The sequence below is a fragment of the Dyella solisilvae genome, assembly GCF_003351225.1.
Taxonomy (GTDB): domain Bacteria; phylum Pseudomonadota; class Gammaproteobacteria; order Xanthomonadales; family Rhodanobacteraceae; genus Dyella; species Dyella solisilvae.
The window spans coordinates 1-17,265 of sequence record NZ_QQSY01000005.1 but is presented as its reverse complement, the minus strand read 5'-3'; the positions used below and the strand labels follow the sequence as shown (position 1 = coordinate 17,265).

General features: G+C 57.9%; 12 protein-coding genes and 1 pseudogene. 4 read left to right on the top strand and 9 right to left on the bottom strand.

Translation table 11 applies throughout. From position 1 onward, the window contains the following. Nucleotides 1–104 precede the first annotated feature (104 nt). Together DVT68_RS20325 and DVT68_RS20320 are read left to right on the top strand one after the other, a co-directional pair. Nucleotides 105–557 (top strand): hypothetical protein, encoded by a 453-nt coding sequence (locus DVT68_RS20325; protein ID WP_147281755.1) that lies wholly within the window; start codon nucleotides 105–107, stop codon nucleotides 555–557. Nucleotides 558–686: 129 nt separating this feature from the next. Continuing rightward, entirely contained in the window at nucleotides 687–2,006 is a 1,320-nt protein-coding gene (locus DVT68_RS20320) for a hypothetical protein (RefSeq protein ID WP_147281754.1), read from the top strand. Between the two features lie 295 nt (nucleotides 2,007–2,301). Here the strand turns inward: DVT68_RS20320 and DVT68_RS20315 are convergent, their stop codons facing one another. The 4 genes and pseudogenes from DVT68_RS20315 to DVT68_RS16230 all read right to left on the bottom strand — a co-directional run bounded on the left by DVT68_RS20315 (nucleotide 2,302) and on the right by DVT68_RS16230 (nucleotide 6,393). Continuing rightward, entirely contained in the window at nucleotides 2,302–2,766 is a 465-nt protein-coding gene (locus tag DVT68_RS20315) for a hypothetical protein (RefSeq protein ID WP_147281753.1), read from the bottom strand. A gap of 787 nt (nucleotides 2,767–3,553) precedes the next feature. Then, on the bottom strand, nucleotides 3,554–4,513 hold the full coding sequence (locus DVT68_RS16240; RefSeq protein WP_147281752.1) for a hypothetical protein: 960 nt from the start codon (nucleotides 4,511–4,513) through the stop codon (nucleotides 3,554–3,556). Nucleotides 4,514–5,083: 570 nt separating this feature from the next. Further along, nucleotides 5,084–5,384 (bottom strand): annotated as a pseudogene (locus DVT68_RS16235) (transposase); the annotation flags it as partial. Nucleotides 5,385–5,466: 82 nt separating this feature from the next. Further along, entirely contained in the window at nucleotides 5,467–6,393 is a 927-nt protein-coding gene (locus tag DVT68_RS16230) for a G1 family glutamic endopeptidase (RefSeq protein ID WP_114826160.1), read from the bottom strand. Nucleotides 6,394–7,428: 1,035 nt separating this feature from the next. Here DVT68_RS16230 and DVT68_RS20310 point away from each other — a divergent pair. Then, on the top strand, nucleotides 7,429–8,184 hold the full coding sequence (locus DVT68_RS20310) for a hypothetical protein (protein ID WP_147281751.1): 756 nt from the start codon (nucleotides 7,429–7,431) through the stop codon (nucleotides 8,182–8,184). 215 nt (nucleotides 8,185–8,399) lie between these two features. On the opposite strand, the gene DVT68_RS16225 is transcribed toward DVT68_RS20310, so the two are convergent. The 3 genes from DVT68_RS16225 to DVT68_RS16215 form a co-directional block, all read right to left on the bottom strand. Further along, nucleotides 8,400–10,052, bottom strand: coding sequence for a DUF5597 domain-containing protein (locus tag DVT68_RS16225; RefSeq protein ID WP_114826427.1), 1,653 nt, complete (start codon nucleotides 10,050–10,052; stop codon nucleotides 8,400–8,402). A gap of 128 nt (nucleotides 10,053–10,180) precedes the next feature. Then, nucleotides 10,181–10,768, bottom strand: a complete 588-nt coding sequence (locus tag DVT68_RS16220) for a carbapenem self-resistance protein CarG family protein (RefSeq protein ID WP_114826159.1) — start codon at nucleotides 10,766–10,768, stop codon at nucleotides 10,181–10,183. Nucleotides 10,769–10,933: 165 nt separating this feature from the next. Continuing rightward, complete coding sequence (locus tag DVT68_RS16215) at nucleotides 10,934–12,754, bottom strand: hypothetical protein (protein WP_114826158.1); 1,821 nt, start codon at nucleotides 12,752–12,754, stop codon at nucleotides 10,934–10,936. 1,305 nt (nucleotides 12,755–14,059) lie between these two features. Between DVT68_RS16215 and DVT68_RS16210 the strand changes: the two genes are divergently transcribed. Continuing rightward, on the top strand, nucleotides 14,060–14,929 hold the full coding sequence (locus DVT68_RS16210; RefSeq protein ID WP_114826157.1) for an energy transducer TonB: 870 nt from the start codon (nucleotides 14,060–14,062) through the stop codon (nucleotides 14,927–14,929). A gap of 200 nt (nucleotides 14,930–15,129) precedes the next feature. Here DVT68_RS16210 and DVT68_RS16205 read toward each other — a convergent pair whose 3' ends face one another. Together DVT68_RS16205 and DVT68_RS16200 are read right to left on the bottom strand one after the other, a co-directional pair. Continuing rightward, on the bottom strand, nucleotides 15,130–16,215 hold the full coding sequence (locus tag DVT68_RS16205; protein WP_114826156.1) for a DUF5694 domain-containing protein: 1,086 nt from the start codon (nucleotides 16,213–16,215) through the stop codon (nucleotides 15,130–15,132). Between the two features lie 279 nt (nucleotides 16,216–16,494). Then, nucleotides 16,495–17,064, bottom strand: a complete 570-nt coding sequence (locus DVT68_RS16200) for a hypothetical protein (RefSeq protein ID WP_114826155.1) — start codon at nucleotides 17,062–17,064, stop codon at nucleotides 16,495–16,497. Between the last annotated feature and the right edge of the window lie 201 nt (nucleotides 17,065–17,265).

Here is a 17,265-nt window from a genome sequence, read left to right as displayed (position 1 = left end):
CTATAGCCATACGAAACGAGTTGGATTGCTCGGGGTGGCGATGAGCGTAGGTTCCCGAAGTCGCGACTCCCGCTCTTCGTTACGGAATTGCCGAGGAGGAAACCATGACTGCTTTTCCCACTGTCATTGGTGTTATCGGAATCGGAATGCTGCTCACAAGCGCCGGGCCAGCGCTATCCGATACCGCGAACGCCCAAAACGCCGGCTGCTCAATGGCGACAGTCAAAGGACCATACGCCATTTACGGACAAGGGACCGTGTTTGTCGGCAGCCCGCCCCAACCAGGTCTCGAAGTTGATGTCGGAACCACGACCCTCGATGGGCGAGGGAAACTGACTGGATCCCTTGTTTTCAGTTTCAACGGAAAAATTCTCCGAACAACATTTGTCGGCGATTACGTTGTTAACCCCGATTGCACTATGCGCCTAGCCATCCAAGATAGTCTCGGCGAACATCTTCAGCAGGAGGGGGTGGTGATCGGTAATGGAGACGAGGTTCGCTTCATTGGGACGGATCCTGGTCGCGTCATCGCTCGTGTCGCGAAGAGGATGCATTGAAATGCTCACTTTGGTGGTGCGCACTATGTCTCTTTGACAGGGGCCACCATTCCGACGGCACCTGAACGCCTCTTGGTACCTGATTGCTTTGCGGGGCCCCGATAGTCAGAGGCCTCTGAGGGGTCTGCGATGCAACCAAGTCTTTGTCAGGCTATTTCCTCCAGCCATTTGGTATCGAGTTGCCTGCGCGCGCCTCGCGTTCGACTTTGCATTGCGGCTTATGTATTAGCAGTCTGCGGGCTTTCGGCTGAAGTCGCCGACGGCCAAACCACTGACAGCCAGGGCTTCGTGACTAATTGGCCCGGCATTGCGGTGGCGCGGGTAAATGGCAACCCCTTACCGCTGTCTACCCCAGGGGGATTTCCGCCATTGAGTGTCTCCGCAAGCGATGTTCAGGATGGCTTATGCAGCGAGATCCAGAATGTAATCACTGCCAAGCTAAAGCTATCCAAGGTGAAGTGGGACAACTGCAAACTCCCAGCCAGCCTCGAGACGCGCATTAGGTCGCTCGGGCCCAACCAGTTCGGACTGAAGGTTATTGCTCATGGGGTGGCAATCACGTTGGATTACGCTGTGCAGAACATTGGCACTGCCACCTTCAACATTACGGGCGATTTCGAGTGCGACTCCGTCATTGCTTACGCAGACATCTTCACAGGCGCGAGTTCGACCAAAGTGCCACCGGCCACAGTTCAGAGCGCAACAGCCACCCTTTCTAACTTGAAAGCGGCCGCGCTTAACCTGCAGGCAGACTTCGCCAGTTCTGCAAGTGGCCCTGTGCTCGACTCCATTCAGAAACAGGAGTACGACGGATCGGCAATCGTCGCGTCTGTCGTGGCGGCACAGAATTCGGCGCTCAATGCGACGGCCATCCAAGCCCAACAGATGATTCGCACCAAGGGAATCGCACCGGATATTGCAGCCGATCCTAACGCGGACGCGATGTTTATGCTTAATGCCGCTCTAGTGCCGGGCGGCAACCTCGTCTATAGCCTTATCCGGAATAGCGTGGCCCCGCCCGCGCCCGTCAATTGCTCAGGTAGCGCCACGAGATCAGGCGGCGTTGAGGTGGTTTGCTATTCGATCGCACCTAGCGGTGCTGTCACGTACGATGCAACAAGTCGCATGAGGCTAGAGAGGCTCAGTGGAGGGTCATGGCAGGTGGTAGACAACGGTCTAAGCAACAGCTGGGACCTCCCGCCTCCGCGAGCGGCGTTGCCGCTGTTTGAAGATCCCCTGGTGAGTAACTCTCAACCAACCGCAACAAGTGGCAGCTATCGAGTCGTGGCCTACAATGATCGGGGGCCATCCCCGGGGGCTACTTTCAAGGTGACCCCTAAAAATTTGAGTTCTGATCCACCCGCAAGCACAAGTCATCCCGACTGTGGGGCCGGGTCTGCACCGTTTGCGAGATGCACAACAATCACTACGCCGCCTGGTATTCACTAGAAACGCTGGCGCTCATACGGTAGTGAAAGCCGCTCTTCGAATGCGCCCAATTGAAGAGCTCCGGGCTTCCGCCATTGCGGAGGCCGTGCTTCCTGCCACTCTCGTGGATCACGCACCGGCTGCGCCCAGTGAGCTTGCGGATGTACGGCATGCGGACGCCGCCGTCGCTCCAGCTTGGCTCATTGATGGTTGGCGGCCCGCCCTGCGCCATAAACTCGCCGGCTTCGCATAGGTCACGCACTTGACACGGGCAATGCCACGCGGACGTAGGGACGCAGCCATTTTCTGAATGGGACTACACTTGCCGGAGAGTATCCTGATCACAGTGTACTTTTCCGTCCTCAAATTCGTAGCCAACACTCCAACCGACAAACGTGCCGTCGCCTTGCCTTTGGTAGAAGTAGACGCCAATGTCGGTAGCCATCTTATTAGCTGACTTTATGTTCGGGTGCCAAAAAAGACGAAGGAATTGCCCATCAAATATTCCTTCTACATCCCACACAATTTGTTTCACCCCATCCATGGTCAGCTTGCCATAGACTCGCCCCCTGCGTTGACGAGTGAAATCGATTCGGGCTTTCTCTTGAGTTCCACCATCGGGTCTCCACTGCGACTCCCAGGTGGACCCCTCAAGCGACGGAATGCCTGATGTCGCTGTTAGGCGCGCCAAAAAATCCGATCGCCCCGCCAGGCCGCCGAGTATGGCACCGCCGAGCGTACCAACGGAGCCAATGTAGGCTGCTAATACTTCGGGTGCCATACACGTCTCCGTCGCCAGGTCATTGAATGCGCCAAAACTCCTGGGCCTGATTGAGCCTGAAGAGAGCGCTGCATGAGGTATGAAGCAACCTGCTCTCAACCTTCGGGTGCCAGCCAAGGATTTTGCAAGCTAGCGCCAGTTGTGCGACGTGACTATCGGCCGTACGGCGTAAATCAGCTTCACCTGGCTCGTCCCCGGGCCGGCTCGCCCAGTCGTGAGCAGCCCAATGGATGCTCGGTGCGCGCGCGATACAACTGTGCGAAGGAACAAGCTGTAGATTCGAAGCGCGAAGCCCGCCGAGCCTTGCGCAACAAAGGCTGGCGGTCGCGAACGGAAGCATTGGGTCGGCATCATCCATGGAAAGCGGCTAGGGATTGTTGAGTCTTACAGGGCGACGCAGCGCCATGTCCATTCGACGTGCCTAGAGATTGTTGCAGGCCAGGCGACAAACATGGTCAGTACCGGGTCACGATAACACCAGCTAACTGCATGGGTGCATGGTGACGTTGCACATCGCCGGCTTGACGAAGTAGCCGGCTTGAGTTGTGCCTGGACGCTCGACGAAGAACCCGGGCATCCCTGGTTGATGTGAAGCGCATTGAAATCCCGTGTACAGATCTACCGAATGGTGGTGTCCATGCATTGCATGGCTAACGTGACGATCGAAATATCGCCCACTCGGCTTGAGCCCTGAATTCGCCCCTTTGGGTCGACCCCTGAATGGATTGCCCGTGGACTTCACAAAAATCCTCGTAAGCCACTAAAAAACGGCATGCTCCGTAGAAAATCACTGAGGGTGCCGAGCCTGAAGTTCCACTGCTCGATGTCGGCTTTCAACCGCCCAGTACAGAGACGTCAATGCAGCTCGATTCGCAACCTGAGACGCTGCAGTTTTCACAACGGTAGATAGCGCCTTGTTGTCTCCTATTGATATCTTTCCGAGAAAGCCAAGCCCAATCGAGAACCCTCCCATTGATTGAGAGACCAGAGAACTCACCGTCGCGGCTTTATCACCGGATGCGTTGGAAAAGATGCGAAGAAGATCGGCATTGTCACCGCTCCACTCACACTTGTCTGAATGGGCAGGAATGACGACTTTGCTCTTAGGGTCAAGCAGTAGTCGCGTCGGCTCTTTCGTGTTGTTGCCTATGTAGAATGTGGTCTTCCCGTCGGAGGGCGTGTCATCGGAAGTCAAAATCGGCATTACATTCATAGAGTCGATGATGTAGTCGAGCACCACAGACAGGACTGCTGCAATTTCCTCGTCCGAGATCGTCGTGGAGATCGACGGTATCGCAAGATCGGTCCCATAGATGTCCCGGTATTTGCCTTCGTAGTAAACACTTAGATAGTCCCAAAGTGTTACTTCCGCTTGAGAGCCTCCCTGAAGGATCCTTGGGTCACGGCGATTCTTAGAGTTGACTCGAATAGTGGCAGCCGATTTATCTGATAGAAGCGTCTGGACAAAAGCTTTCAATTGACCATGCGTAAGCTTGGATGGCACGTCAAGCTTGGCAATTTCGCCCTCACCGTCAACCTTGAAGTTCGCCGCCCTCAGGCCGGCGGCATTACCCTGGAGGATCGCCCGCGCAATAATGGCTCCTATTGCAGGAACGACCTTGTCATCTTTCAGGCTCGGCGGTAGGGATTGTTGCACATACGCGATTCGCTTCTTTAGATCTTCAGCACTCGCGAGCGGCACGTATTCGTTAGTTCCAGTGGAACGCATTGGATTGATCAGTGGCATCGACCCGCCGCCACTGCCTCCAACGCAGGCATCTACCAGCTGGATGGGCGGCGGCATGACAACGCTGGAGTCGATCGCAGTGCAACTTGCAGTGAGCAAGGCTAGACCAAGCGTGCAAGCAGTCATAGCTGAAGTACGAATCCACATAGCCCCCCCCCCGTAGACCAATTGTTGATAGTTCAGGAATCGACTGAATATCCTTTCGTCATCGTCTAGGTTTCGTTGCGACTTGCCTCCTGGCGCCGTTCTCTTTAAGTGAGATCGCTTGGCTTGCTGTGGTGGTGGAGGTTGGTCCAGCGCAACGCATTTGCCTTGACCGCCGTTGCTTGTTGACGAGCTTTGGTCAAGCCAGCCAGTCGTTGCGTAGCTTCTACGCGACCGGCCGGGGTCGACTGGAGGGCTCGATTGTTGGATCTTTGATTGACATCTCCGTTGGATTGCAACAATCGAGTGGATGGCATTGCCTAAGCCTAGGCGGCACTTTTTAGGCGCATCTACTTACCTAAAGTTGTAGGGATATTGGAGGCGCGCCGCGTCGCGCTGTCTGCTGCTTCACCGGAAGCGCGGTTTGATCCAATTTTCTGACAACCTCATATGTGCCGGCTCTACAGCTTCACGCGAAAGGATTTTTCAGAGCGTGGCTTTCCATCGCCAACTCGGCATACATCCGCTTCAGCCTGGCACGCTCAACCTCGATGTCCCGCAGACGCTGCACATCCAAGGCTTCCATGCCTCCGTACTTGGACTTCCACGCGTAGTACGTGGACTCGGAAATGCCAGGTTCTCGGCACACATCCTTGACCTGCCGACCGCCTTCGACCTGCTTAAGCGTCGCGACGATCTGGCTCTCGGCGAACTTGCTGTTGCGCATGGTGGGTCTCTACGGGGCTGGTTTGCCCGGAGACATCCAGTTATGCATGGAGTGGAATTACGGGAAGACGACAACGGCTACTTCAGGATAGAGGGCCGGTATATTTTACCTCCACTACCGTTGAGCTAACGATGATCCCCTCAGAGATTACCGAGCCGTTGTCAGTCATGTTGATGGTGCTGCCTGATCCGCCAGTGAACAGCTGCTTCTTCTTTGTTTCCGCGTTTGCTTCTGAAAAAAATACTTCGCCGTACTGCGCGAGCTCGGGCGTGTTCGTGTCGATTTCGAGGCGCTCGACAACCCACTCTGCGGAATTTCCAACGAGCTCGGTTCCTGCTGGTGCGGTAGCCAGGAAGTGCGCCGCGACGTTGCTTGTGACGTTGTATAGGAAAATCGTAGCCTCGGTCGTCGACCCAGCCGACACACATATGAGGCAGTTGACAGTATCACCCGGAGAGATGGGTAGATTGCTTATCCAGTATGATCCCGCCGGATACCATTCCCACCATGGGTTGAGCTGACGCGAGATATTGCCACCCGACGTCATGACGTCCGAGTCGCACCCTGCCTGTAACACGTCTCCCGAACCGTCTATCCCGTCAATCCCAACCCACGTGGATGCCGAATACCAAACACCATCCTGTGCGTTCGCCGGGGGGTATGCGTTAGGGACGGTCCAGGTGCCTTCGACCCATTGAAAGCTATCGCCAGCCGGCGCGTGAACCACAGCGCCTGACCAGATGTCTGTCGACTCGACATCATGCTTGCCGCGCTCCAGTTGCGGCAGGCGCCGTTGCTTATAGGGCATGGCGCGAAACTGGGGGGTGATGAAGCGAGTGCCTCGGGTCATCACATTCTCCCAGCGCGCAGCTAGTCGCGGATCTGACGGGCGTTTGGGAAGCCCAAGGCGAGCAAGTTCCTTTTCGTCGCTCTTAAGTGGGTCAAAACCCTTCGGTGGCTTAGGGAATGTGCGAACCTGCAGGTTCTCAGACAGCTTGATGGTTGCCATGCGCTTGTCCTCCTCGAGAGTTGTGTTGTCGCCGCATGCTCTTGGTGAGCATTGCCCTAACACGAGTCGCCACCTTTTGCGTGTTCGCTGCGGCTTGGCTCTCAAGTTTCCCGCGCTGCCTTGCTCAATCTATCGGCCATTTGGTTGACACAGGAGCTGCGACTCCCGCTCGAAAGCCGGGAGTGATTCGTTGGCATCGTTACCAAACAACGCGTGGCCGCCGCCCGGGTAGCGACTCCTTTCGTCGACGATGCGCGTAATTGGACGAAAGAGGAATCAAGTTGCGAAATGGGCTTGTCGCAAACGTGCGCAAAACTACGTAGAGCGTGGCTCCGGGAAGAATGTGCTCTCGCCTTTGCCAACTATCTATCGAATGGAGAGCATCCTTTAGCTATATCTTGCATCACTTGATCGGCGATCGCGGCACGCAAATCAAGTCACTTGATTCAACGTTTTCGGATTGTCGGTCTGGCCCACCCTTTTGTTCTGCGCGGATCACATGCCAAAACCCCAGCCCACAGTAGTCAGTCTCTGCGGGGCGTCTCGACTGTCAGCATTAGTCAGAAGCGGAGATTCGGCCGGCGCTTGATAACACGGACGAATCGCTCAGGAGCAAAGGATGGCAATTCCTCTGTCTCAGCTTGCGCACCACTGGCGGGCTCACACAGCCCCTGCTCTAATCCAGCCGCGACCAGACGTCTACTGGCCGTCCGGCTGGTTTTTTCCCCATGCACGCTGGCGGACAGGCGGCTTAAACTCAACTAGCGCCCCGTGGTTCTCGCTGGCAATCGGCGGGTGCACGCTGTACGGACCTAGCAGCAAGAGAGGCGAACGTATCGATACACGGCTCTGCAGGCCACAATTACAGGGGCGCCCGCTCCCAAGGAGAGTAGCTCTGCAGCGGAGCAGGTGTTCTCGGGCTGCGTGGGACGGTCGACTGCACATTGATCGTATTCTGTCGGTACCGCTCCCTTCCCAGGAGAGGTATTCGTTGAATTTTATGAGTGAACCAGGTGAAAAAAAGCGAGGGCACCAATGGCTATCGGCGTGATAGGCGTTGATTCCGACGCAGGCATCCACTATCCAGACATTTTGACTACAGCGAAGCGCTCGGCTCTACCAAGAATAGTGAGATTTTGGGGACGGTATTTTAAGGGCCCAAACTCTGTGGGAGGGCCTCAGTACTCCGGCGATGCCGAAGGACGCCTGTTCCAGAAAGAGAATATCCTTCTGATGCCGTTAGCTCGACAAACTAACGCGGTTGGCGGAAGCAGGACGCTCGGCTCTAGCTTAGCCAAGGGCAACGTGGATGCTTTTTTTCAAGAGGTCGATGTGGAACATGCCGTTAGCGCCTCGATCGCTAAAGAGCTCCTATTCTTCCTCGACGTCGAGCCCGGCACTGATTTGTCTGAAGACTTTTACCTTGGCTGGTCCGAAACATTATCCAGCGAAGCTAGCAGAGTGACAAAGGGTCGAATCGGCTTTGTTCCGGGCGTTTATCTGAACCGATGCAATAACAAAGAATCGGTCGCTGTGCTAAACAAAATACGAAATGAAGGCGGTTATTGCGCTGGCCTGATGGTGGCTTCATACAGAACCACCGACAACCCAGAAGAACCGGTCGACTGGACAACTGCGCATGTAAGTCCATCGATGGCTACTGATATCCCCATTTTGGCATGGCAATACGCCGCAGATCGCCCGCCAAACAAACATTTGGACTACGTGCAAGTGAATCCTGACGCCAAGATCCAAGAGTACCTACTGTCCCGCCTAATCGTCCCAGCGTAGAAGCGGAACGTAACGGCCTTCGACTCCGCAAATTGCCCGGCCCCAAGAATTTTCAAGTGCTTCCAGCAGCGGAAGGAGCTCAGAACTGATCACGACAGATATTCTGCAGGGTGTGTGCGGCGGGCCTTGCACCCGCGATAACACGGGCTAATCGCCCTGCCCCATGTCCGCCATGGGTCGGAAGCGGACCTTCTTGCACCTTACGAAGCCGTTGGCTAATAGGCCCGTACTCTCACTTTCAACGTTTGACCATGGGCGGGAAGCCTGAGGCCGAAGGCTGTTTCGTCGCCGTTGAGTAGACGATCCACTTTCCAGTCACCTTCCTCGAAGTGACCTTCTTCCACCGAGAGCAGCATGGTGTTGGTCATGGGTGCCCCCAGTTTCGTCGCGAAGATGATGTTGGCATTCATGCCAGCGATGAGAAATTCACTGGGACCGAGCTGGCCGATCAGCACGCGGCCATTGCGTTGAGGATTGCCGCGGCCGCGTGGGCCACCGTAGCCATCCGTGACAGCACCAAAACGCACGGAAGCATCGAAGGCGTCAAAGCCCAGCCCGAGATTGGCAACCCCTTCTTGCTCAATCGCCGCCTGCACATGGCCGGCATCGCTAAGCGAGCGCCACACATTGGCCGCAGGTCCGAGGAGCGCGTAGTTCAAGGCATTCTCACTGCCCCAGCCTTTGTAGGAGTTCAGGTCCTCGGCCGAGAGACCGGCGTCGACGCCGAAGGTGGATATCCCAATCGCGTTCTTCGCGGCAAAGACCATAAACATGTTTTCGGCATGGTGGACGGAACCACCCGTTTCGGGAACAAAGAGCGCGTTGTCAGGGTGGCTGTAGAGGGTCAGAAGATCCCTGTAGGCATCGAAATTCTCGTCGTAAATGTCGGGCCCGATGATATCGATGGCCGGTGCGACCTGCTTCCACATAGCAAGCAGGTAGGCGACGGCGCCGCCACTGGGTGAGGAGAAGCCGGGCCGCAGCAGGCCCGGCTGCTCCCGTGGCCAAACGTTGACGTACATCGGGAGCGGGTACACCGCTTTGCCCGCTTCCGCGACGGAGCCTATATACCGTGCAGTCCAGTAGGACATGAACGCTTCCGGCGCGCGCTCGGCGAAAACCTGTATCCATGTGCTGCCGGCGGGCACCGTCTTTCTCAACGAAGCAAGGGCCTCCGCCGGTACCGGTCCCTTAAAACTGGCCGTCGCCTCCGCCGAGTAGTCGCGGTCAGCACCGAGCACGCCGGCTTCATTTTCCACCTGAATGAGTATGACCGTGTGCGCGGTGCCGTCAAACTCCTTCAGATGCGCCATCAGCCTAGCAAACGCCGTGCGATCTGCATCCCGGCTAGCATCGGACATGGGGCTCAACGCCTGGACCGGATGGTTCGTGGCATCGAGCACAAGTGGAAATCTGGCGGGGTTTTCCTTCACCCATGACGGGACGTAGGTCATCGCGCCGTTTTTCCATGTACCAAACCATAGAAGCGCTAGGTGAAGGCCCTGTATGCGCGCTCCCTTGATGATGGCGTCGATGGCGGTGAAGTCGAACGTCCCCTCTTTCGGCTCAATGGCATCCCAATAGACTGGCAGGGATACCGTGTTGCAGTGCATGGCGTGCAAAACGGGCCACGCTGCATCCATCGCCGCGAGAAAGCCGTTGGAGTTATGTACTTGGGCCCCCAGGATGAAGTAGGGCTTGCCGTCCACCTGCAGCTGGTAGTGGTCGCCGTGTCGTTCAAGCCGCGGAAGATTTCCATTTTGCGCAAGAAGCGCGGGCGAGAGGAACGTGGCAGATAAGAACAGAGAGAGACGAAGGAATAGAGCAACGATGCGCTTCAAAGAGTGACCTTGGAGATAGGAAGCCATTCTTACCTTCATAACGAGGAGTTTGCCCAATAGTACGTTATGCGCCGTGCGGGACATGGGCACCCTCAATACGTCTGCTATGGGTCGGAAGCAGACACTTACTTCCACTTCGCACGCCTCGTTGGGAATCATCCCCCGAAGTGCCCGGTTACCCCAAGGTGCAGCTCTTTGTTTAGGGCATCGTTGACGTCGCAATACTTGCCCTTCGCAACTGAAGTCTTGAGCTTTTTGAAATAGAGTGCCGGCCAGCCCGGAACCCCGTCCTCGTTTTTGGCCAGTTCGTAGTATGTGAAATGCACCGTGTCGGCGTCCGCATAGCTCTCCTTGATTTCTCGATCCGCCAAGACGATGCGTGCTGGTTGCGTTCCGGCCCCCTTGAGCAGGCGGAAATCATGTAGCACGCAATCAGCACCCCCGCTTACCGTAAGAAGGTCGTGTTCCTCGTCTTCTTTGTCTTCAACAGAGCCGAAGCGTGGAACGAGGTTCCATTGATCTCCGTCGCGGACGTAGAGAGTGACGACGTCAAAGCCATGCGCGTTGAAATTCTCTCGCCACGCCCTAAAAGCCAGGAACTCCTTGCCGTCGAGGACAAATCGATTAATGCCGTTAGTGATTGATATCTCGGCATTGATTTTCTGGTCGGCGGCGACAGACAACCCGGCCCTGCCAGCCAACGCGGCGGCCAGTCCAGCAACAATGATCCACCGCTTTTTCATTCCCTTCCCCTGGCAACCTAAGGTCCGCAATGGGTTGCGGTTTCAGCCGGTCGATACAACACACTGAAACCTGCGCGAGCAGTTGACGTACCGATTTCATCGGTGTCGTTACATCCATGCCCGCAAGTGCATTGGTTAGAGTATTGGGTGGTGCAATTCGCGCACTCATGCCCGCTGCGCAACGAGCGCGTGCAGCATGGCATTCTCCCTCTGTAACGGCGCGATCTGTGCGTTTTGTGCCTGCAGTTGCTCGATCTCGAGTGCATGCATGTCCAAACCTATCTGGCGTGTCGCCCAGCCGATCAGTTCGATTTCATCGGGTCGGAACACGTGGGCTGACGGCTTTGGGCCAACGACGGTTAGGCCGATCACCTCGTTGCGGTTAACCATTGGCGTGACCAGACAGCCAGCTAGCACGCCGTCGGGCGCTTCTATCGGCTCGAGCGTGGCACGCACGCTGACGAGCGTCGGGAGGTCCCCATCGAGAACGGCCGGTGAGTCGGCGATGCCGCCTGCCGCTCGCGTGTAACCATGCCCATCCTTCACATAGACCGCCGTCTCGGCGCCGCCGGCGTACTGGCTCAAGGTCCGGACAAACGCTGCGGTCAGCGTCGACGCCTCAATGAAGAAGGGCGCTTCCTTTACAAACCGACGTAGGCGCTCCTCGGCTTTCTTCCAGTTGCTGAAGAAGAGGCTCTCGATCAAGTGCTCGACCCAGTCACGTACCCGGTGGAAGGCGAGGAAAATGCCGACGGCGACGGCCGCATCCACGAGCACGTTCTTCTCGCGGCCACCAATGGACACGAAGTGGTCCACCGCCCATTCGACCAGACCAAAGGTGGCGAGCAGCGCGGCGCTGACCGCGCCATAGACCAGCGTGCGGTTCACTGCGAAACCGATGTCGACGACGCGATGACGCAAAACCGCGTAGGCGAACACGCTGGCGCCTAGAATTGGGGCCCCCAACAACATCAGCACTAGCGGATTGGCCGTAGTCCACTGATTGCCGGTGGCATAGATGAGGGCACCAACGAACTGCAGGCTCGACAGCAGGCCGATGGCGGCCAGCATGAAGGCGTAGCGCGTCCGGTCCATGCCCACGGATTCGCGCCACGCGGCGCCGAGTGCCAACACTGTCAGCAGGAGCCCTATGCCCGCTGTCGTCGTCCACACCGTCACACCCATGGAATGAGTCAGCACCAGCGAACGTCCCGTCAAGTCCACCCAGACCACGCGCCCCGCCAACATGGCCACCACCAGGGTGTAAGCGCCTAGGGCGATCAGCCAGCGCCGCGGGAGTTTGCTGCGGGTCTCGCGGCGTGCAGCGAGCGCGAAGGCCAGAAACAGCACCGGAGGGGCGAACTGCATAAGGTCGCCACCGCAGTAGATCGCTGTGCCGATCCAGGAGGCGCCTTCAAGCAGATTCGGATTGGTATAGGTGAGGCCGAGGCCGACAAGAGCCGCGCCCAATAGAACGACCGAAGTTCGACCGCGACTGCGCAACGTCACTAGCAGGCCGATGAGTGCCGGTACCATCCAGGCGCTGCAAATAACGATCGCCAGCCGGCGCTCGGCCTGGTCCTGCGCCAGTTCGTTGGCGGGGATGGAGCGCGGGGCGGCCGTCAGCGTGTAATGGGAGAGCGCAGCCTCATGTCGGAGGGTCAGCCCGACTGACTCGCCGGCCCGAAACTGGCGGACAGCATCAGCGGCTCGATCGTACCGGATTGCATCGCCGGGCCGTGCGCCCGCCGTTGCCAGGGGAGAGCCCGGCTCCACCTTGACGATACGCCAGAACCCGTCAGGGCCCGCCTCCTGCTGTAGGACACCCACGCGCCCCTCCCCTGGGTAGCCGTTCAACGCTTCCCAAATCCATAACGACATATGCGCGAGCACCAACAGGCCGAGCACCAGGATCAACGCCTGCCAGTAACGCGGAACGCGCGCAGGCTCCAACTCGCGCCCAAACGTGCTGCTCGATGCCGCCATGACGATAGTCCCCCCTGTAACTTCCCTTCCCCCTGCATGTGCTGGGTCCGCTTGGGTTGCAAGCAGGCCCAACAGCCCCTGCCAGCACTATGACAGCCATTCCCGGTCCTCGCACCTAGCTTGGCGCTGTCCCTCCGGGTCTCATGCAAGAGCGCCAGCTTGGACTGTTTTACGACCTCCCCATTGAAGCAATGCTCGCCGCGCTGTGCGGATCTGGCAGCAGGTACCATGCCTTTAGGAGGGTCTCTTGCTCGGGCGTCTCGATGGCACCAGGGCGCACTGCGCGCACGATGGCGACGGCTTGGCCTGTGCTCTTAGCTAGCTGCAAGGGCAACGACTGGCCCGCAGTGTATGCAGCCTGATGGCGCTGGTCCGACTGGCGCTCGCGTGCAGGAATTTTGGCGCTGGCGTGCAGTTTGCTTGGCGTCGCTGCGCAGTAGCGCTGGTGTCCGCGTGCAGTTGGGCGGTCTTTTCCACTTCGACCGTCCGCTTTGGGTTGCGAGCTCAACCGGTCAACGCAACACCCCAAGACTGTGTCTGCAGAACATGCGTTGCGGTGGCTACCGAGCTCAAATTCGTTGCTCGAAGGCCAGCAGGCCGGAAGTACCTTAATTCCAGGGCAAACCGACCTAATGGGACAGCAGCATCGTTAGATGGGCCACCAGGAAAGCGTAGAAGATTGATATTCCGCGCAAAACGATTTCATCAAAGTGTTGCGTTGACCGGTTGAAACGGCAGTCGGAAGCGGACACTCCGATTCTGTCTGCTCACCGCCTTATCTTAAGCGGGGTTCTTCGTTAAAACGTATAAGAAGGAGAGCGCAATGAGCGAGAACAACAACCACCAAATGAACTTTGCCGTCGCTGACTTTGGCGACGTCCCTCCTGTGCTAAACACGGCCTTTCCTCCTGTTCTGTCGCTCGGGACTGGGCAATAAATGCCCCCAATATGGCCTACGGATAGCGGGTCTGCTCAGGGTCGGAAGCGGACCTTGCCAGATTGCCGGCGAGTCGCCTTGGCCGCAAGGTCTGCAAGAGGTTAGCAGCGCGCATTCAACACTGGAGTGAAGCGGCGGCGAAACCGGCCGCCTTGAACGAGTGGTTAGCGCGCACGTGTGCCACTGCTCTTAACTGACCAGCGAATCGAGCAGATGCTGGTAAGCTGAGCTTCGGAGCTGAGGACAGCGACGCACTGACGCACTCGGCAGAGCCGCAACGCCACCGGTCCATAGCGTAGGAGTCTGCAGCAACCACAGTGGTTAGGTTGCTGCCAATAAATGCAGCAGCCTCAACCCAAGGAGAGATCATGAAGCGCGTAGTCGTTGTCTTGATGTTCGGATGGTTGTTGGTGGGTGCGACTCACGCCTTGGCTGCTACGGGCGAGAAGACGGAAGAGGACGTCCGCAAAACAGCTCAAGGAGCGATGTTGGTCACGGGCACCATCGAAGTGAATCCCGATGGCACGCTCCGCAACTACACGCTGGACCATCCTGAGAAGTTGAAGCCGGTCGTCGTAGCCGTGATCGGGAAGGCGCTGTCGTCGTGGCGGTTCAACATGTCCGCACCTACCACCGAAGTGGTGAAGACGCAGATGAGCCTGCGAATGGTGGCCACGCCTATGGGGGACGGGAAGTACAAAGTAGCGGTCGAAGGGGCCTCATTCGGGGATTCCGGGACCACCGGCTATCAAGTCTCCTATAAGGAACACAAATGGCAGCCGAAGTATCCCAATGAGGCGATCTCCGCGTTCGTGAGTGGCAAGGTCTACCTCATGGTCCGCATCGGTCGAGATGGCACGGTGCAGGAAGCGATTGCCGAGCAGGTGAACCTTGACCAGTACGGGACCGAAGCGGACATGGATCGATTCCGCAAGGTGCTTGCTGATGCCTCGCTGTTAGCTGCACGCCATTGGACCTTCAACATACCGACGAGGGGGCCGGATGTGGACGATCCTTATTTTGTCGCCCGCATTCCATGCACGTTCACCCTGCAGGCGCCGGGGCTTCCTAAGCCCAAGGGATATGGTGAGTGGCAGACCTACATTCCGGGACCTCGCCAAACGCCGCCCTGGAGTGGCAAGGCGCTGGCCAACCAGTCGCCGGACGCGGTATCAGGGGACGGCCTGCAAACGGGTGACTCGCGACTGCAGCTTGTGACACCGGTCGGTGGTGCCTGATTTCACCTTCGAAACCAGAGTTCGCTTGAGCGATTGCGCACAAGCGAAGATGCCGGATCCTTGCAGCACAACCAACGATCTTCACCGAAGCCCCCAGAGCATCTTTCGATGGGGAGTGTCCGCTTTGGGTTGCGACTTCAGCCGTAGCGTGCTGACCAATCCCCAGCCTTCGCCATAGTTCTTCGTTTGTCATTCTTGTATTACTTTGCGCTAGAACGAAGCACCTTTTGGACGTCGACGATGTCCACGCCCTGAAGTTCGCCAAGCCAACGGTCCAGCCACGGCTTGTGCGTGGCTCCAACAATCACCAATACACGGGCGCCCGGATGATCCGAAAACGTCGTGCGGATGTTGGTGGCCATCCGCATGTTGCGCCCTTCCCACCCAGCAACGTAACGCTGCCCGTAATGCTCGGGAGACGAGTCCTGCAACGCGGCGCCGAAATCGACTTCCGAACGTAGCTGTTGGTTCGCCGGCAAGTTGACGAAGCGATAGAGCGCGAGCATGTCGCCCTGCTTTGCCAGGGCGGCTTCGCGGTCGTTGACGGGTTTGGCGCGCGCGGCAGCCCGGTCCCATGCTCCTTGCACAGCCTTGCTGAAGGCAACCTCGTCCTCGACGTCGAGGTTATCCGCGGTGTGGTCATCCATTGAATAGATTCGCTGCAGGCCAAGCCTCGCCGCGAGCGCAGCGCCAATCAGGTTGGTCTCGTCCTGCCGCACCTGCGCCCGGTTCAATGTGGCTACCAGCTCTTCATTAAGGCCATCGCCTGCGCGTCGCTCCGTCTCTGGCAGCTGCAGCCATTGCACAAGAGCGGAACCAGGTTCCCCGGAGGCGAGGAACGTCGCGGCGAGGCGTCGTCGCTGCGCGGACGTGGGTTCTCTGGGCCAGCTCTTGAGCAGGCGCCTGGATTCGGCAATGGCCGCTGGCACATCCATGCCGGTCGCGGCCTGGGCCTTGGATGTATCCGGGCAGTAGTGCGCCACTTCGTCCGCAGGGTAGATCGTTGGATGGCGACGCATAAGGTCGCAGGTTTCCCCCGGCAGGTTCTCCGTGGCGATGACGGTGGGGGCGAAGTTGGCGAGCCGATCCAGCAGTGGTGCCAACTCCTTCGGACCGATTTCGACCCCCTTCGCTTCCTGCCCCAAATGTACGCTGCCCAGCACCATCACCTGACTGCGCGGTCCGATCATGGACGCGTCCAGCGCATCCAGCCTCACTTGCGCCTGCGCCAACACGGGTATCGCCAACGTCAACCCAACCAAGTGTCCGATTATTCGTCGCTGCATATCTATCTCCTTGAATGCAAAGGCGCATGCCGCCGATACTCGCGATCGATTTCGCTCAACAAATAGCACCGGCGCGCCCAGGAAACGAAGTGCGCATAGTCATGGCAGTCGACGCACACATTCTGAAGCCCCATCCGGGGTGCCGGACGCGGAGACCTCCGTTCTAGGCGATGCTCACGTCTATGTGACGAATTTCTGGCCGCATGCCCGTGAAGGCGACGACGGTGTTGTGGAGTTCGATCATGTCCGCTCCGGGTCGGGAGCGGACCTTACGCTCTATTAGCCGCCGCCCATCGTCGACTGGGTGTCGCCTTTTACCCCAATCGTCCGTACATCGACTTGCTTCTGGTCCGGTGTGGCGGCCATCACCTGCAATGTTCCGCCGGCATCGGCAGACTTCATCATGACAACGGGAATGCCTTGGTTGTCCGCTACGGCAAACATGACGTGGCCCTTAGCGTCCACCATCATGCCAACACGATCCGACTCCTTGCCATCAGCCACGTTCGGCGCATCTAGCCCCAAAGCCACGCGACCATTGTCCATTGTCGCCATGCCGCCGCGTTCGTGACCCGTCTTGTCGTAAAGAACGACGCCGGCGGCGCGACTAACGCGCTTGGTGTCCTGCTTGTCCTGCCCAAGCCTGATGCGCACGGCTCCGGAATCGTCGACCACTACCACACGATTGGCCGTCACCCGTCGCTGCGTTATGCCGCCGATCCCGTACCAGGCAAGGCCAAGGGCAATCACAACTAACAACAGGCCAAAGAGCATCCATTGCGTGCGTCGCAATGAACGTTCTAAGTGTTCGATGCGGTTTTCATAAACTGCCTGGCTCGTCGAATTCATCGAAACTCCTCAACAGTTTGTGGAGATCACAACGTATCAAGCCCCGCCGAATCCGGGCAGTGCCCGGCGGCTCGGTAACAGGCCGTAGAACACCGCTACTTTTTGCGACGACAAGACCTGGGAAAGGTCCGCAATGGGTCGGAAGCAATGGGATGGACTCCTCCCCGCCCTCGGCATCTAAGAGTGCCAGACTGGAGTTGC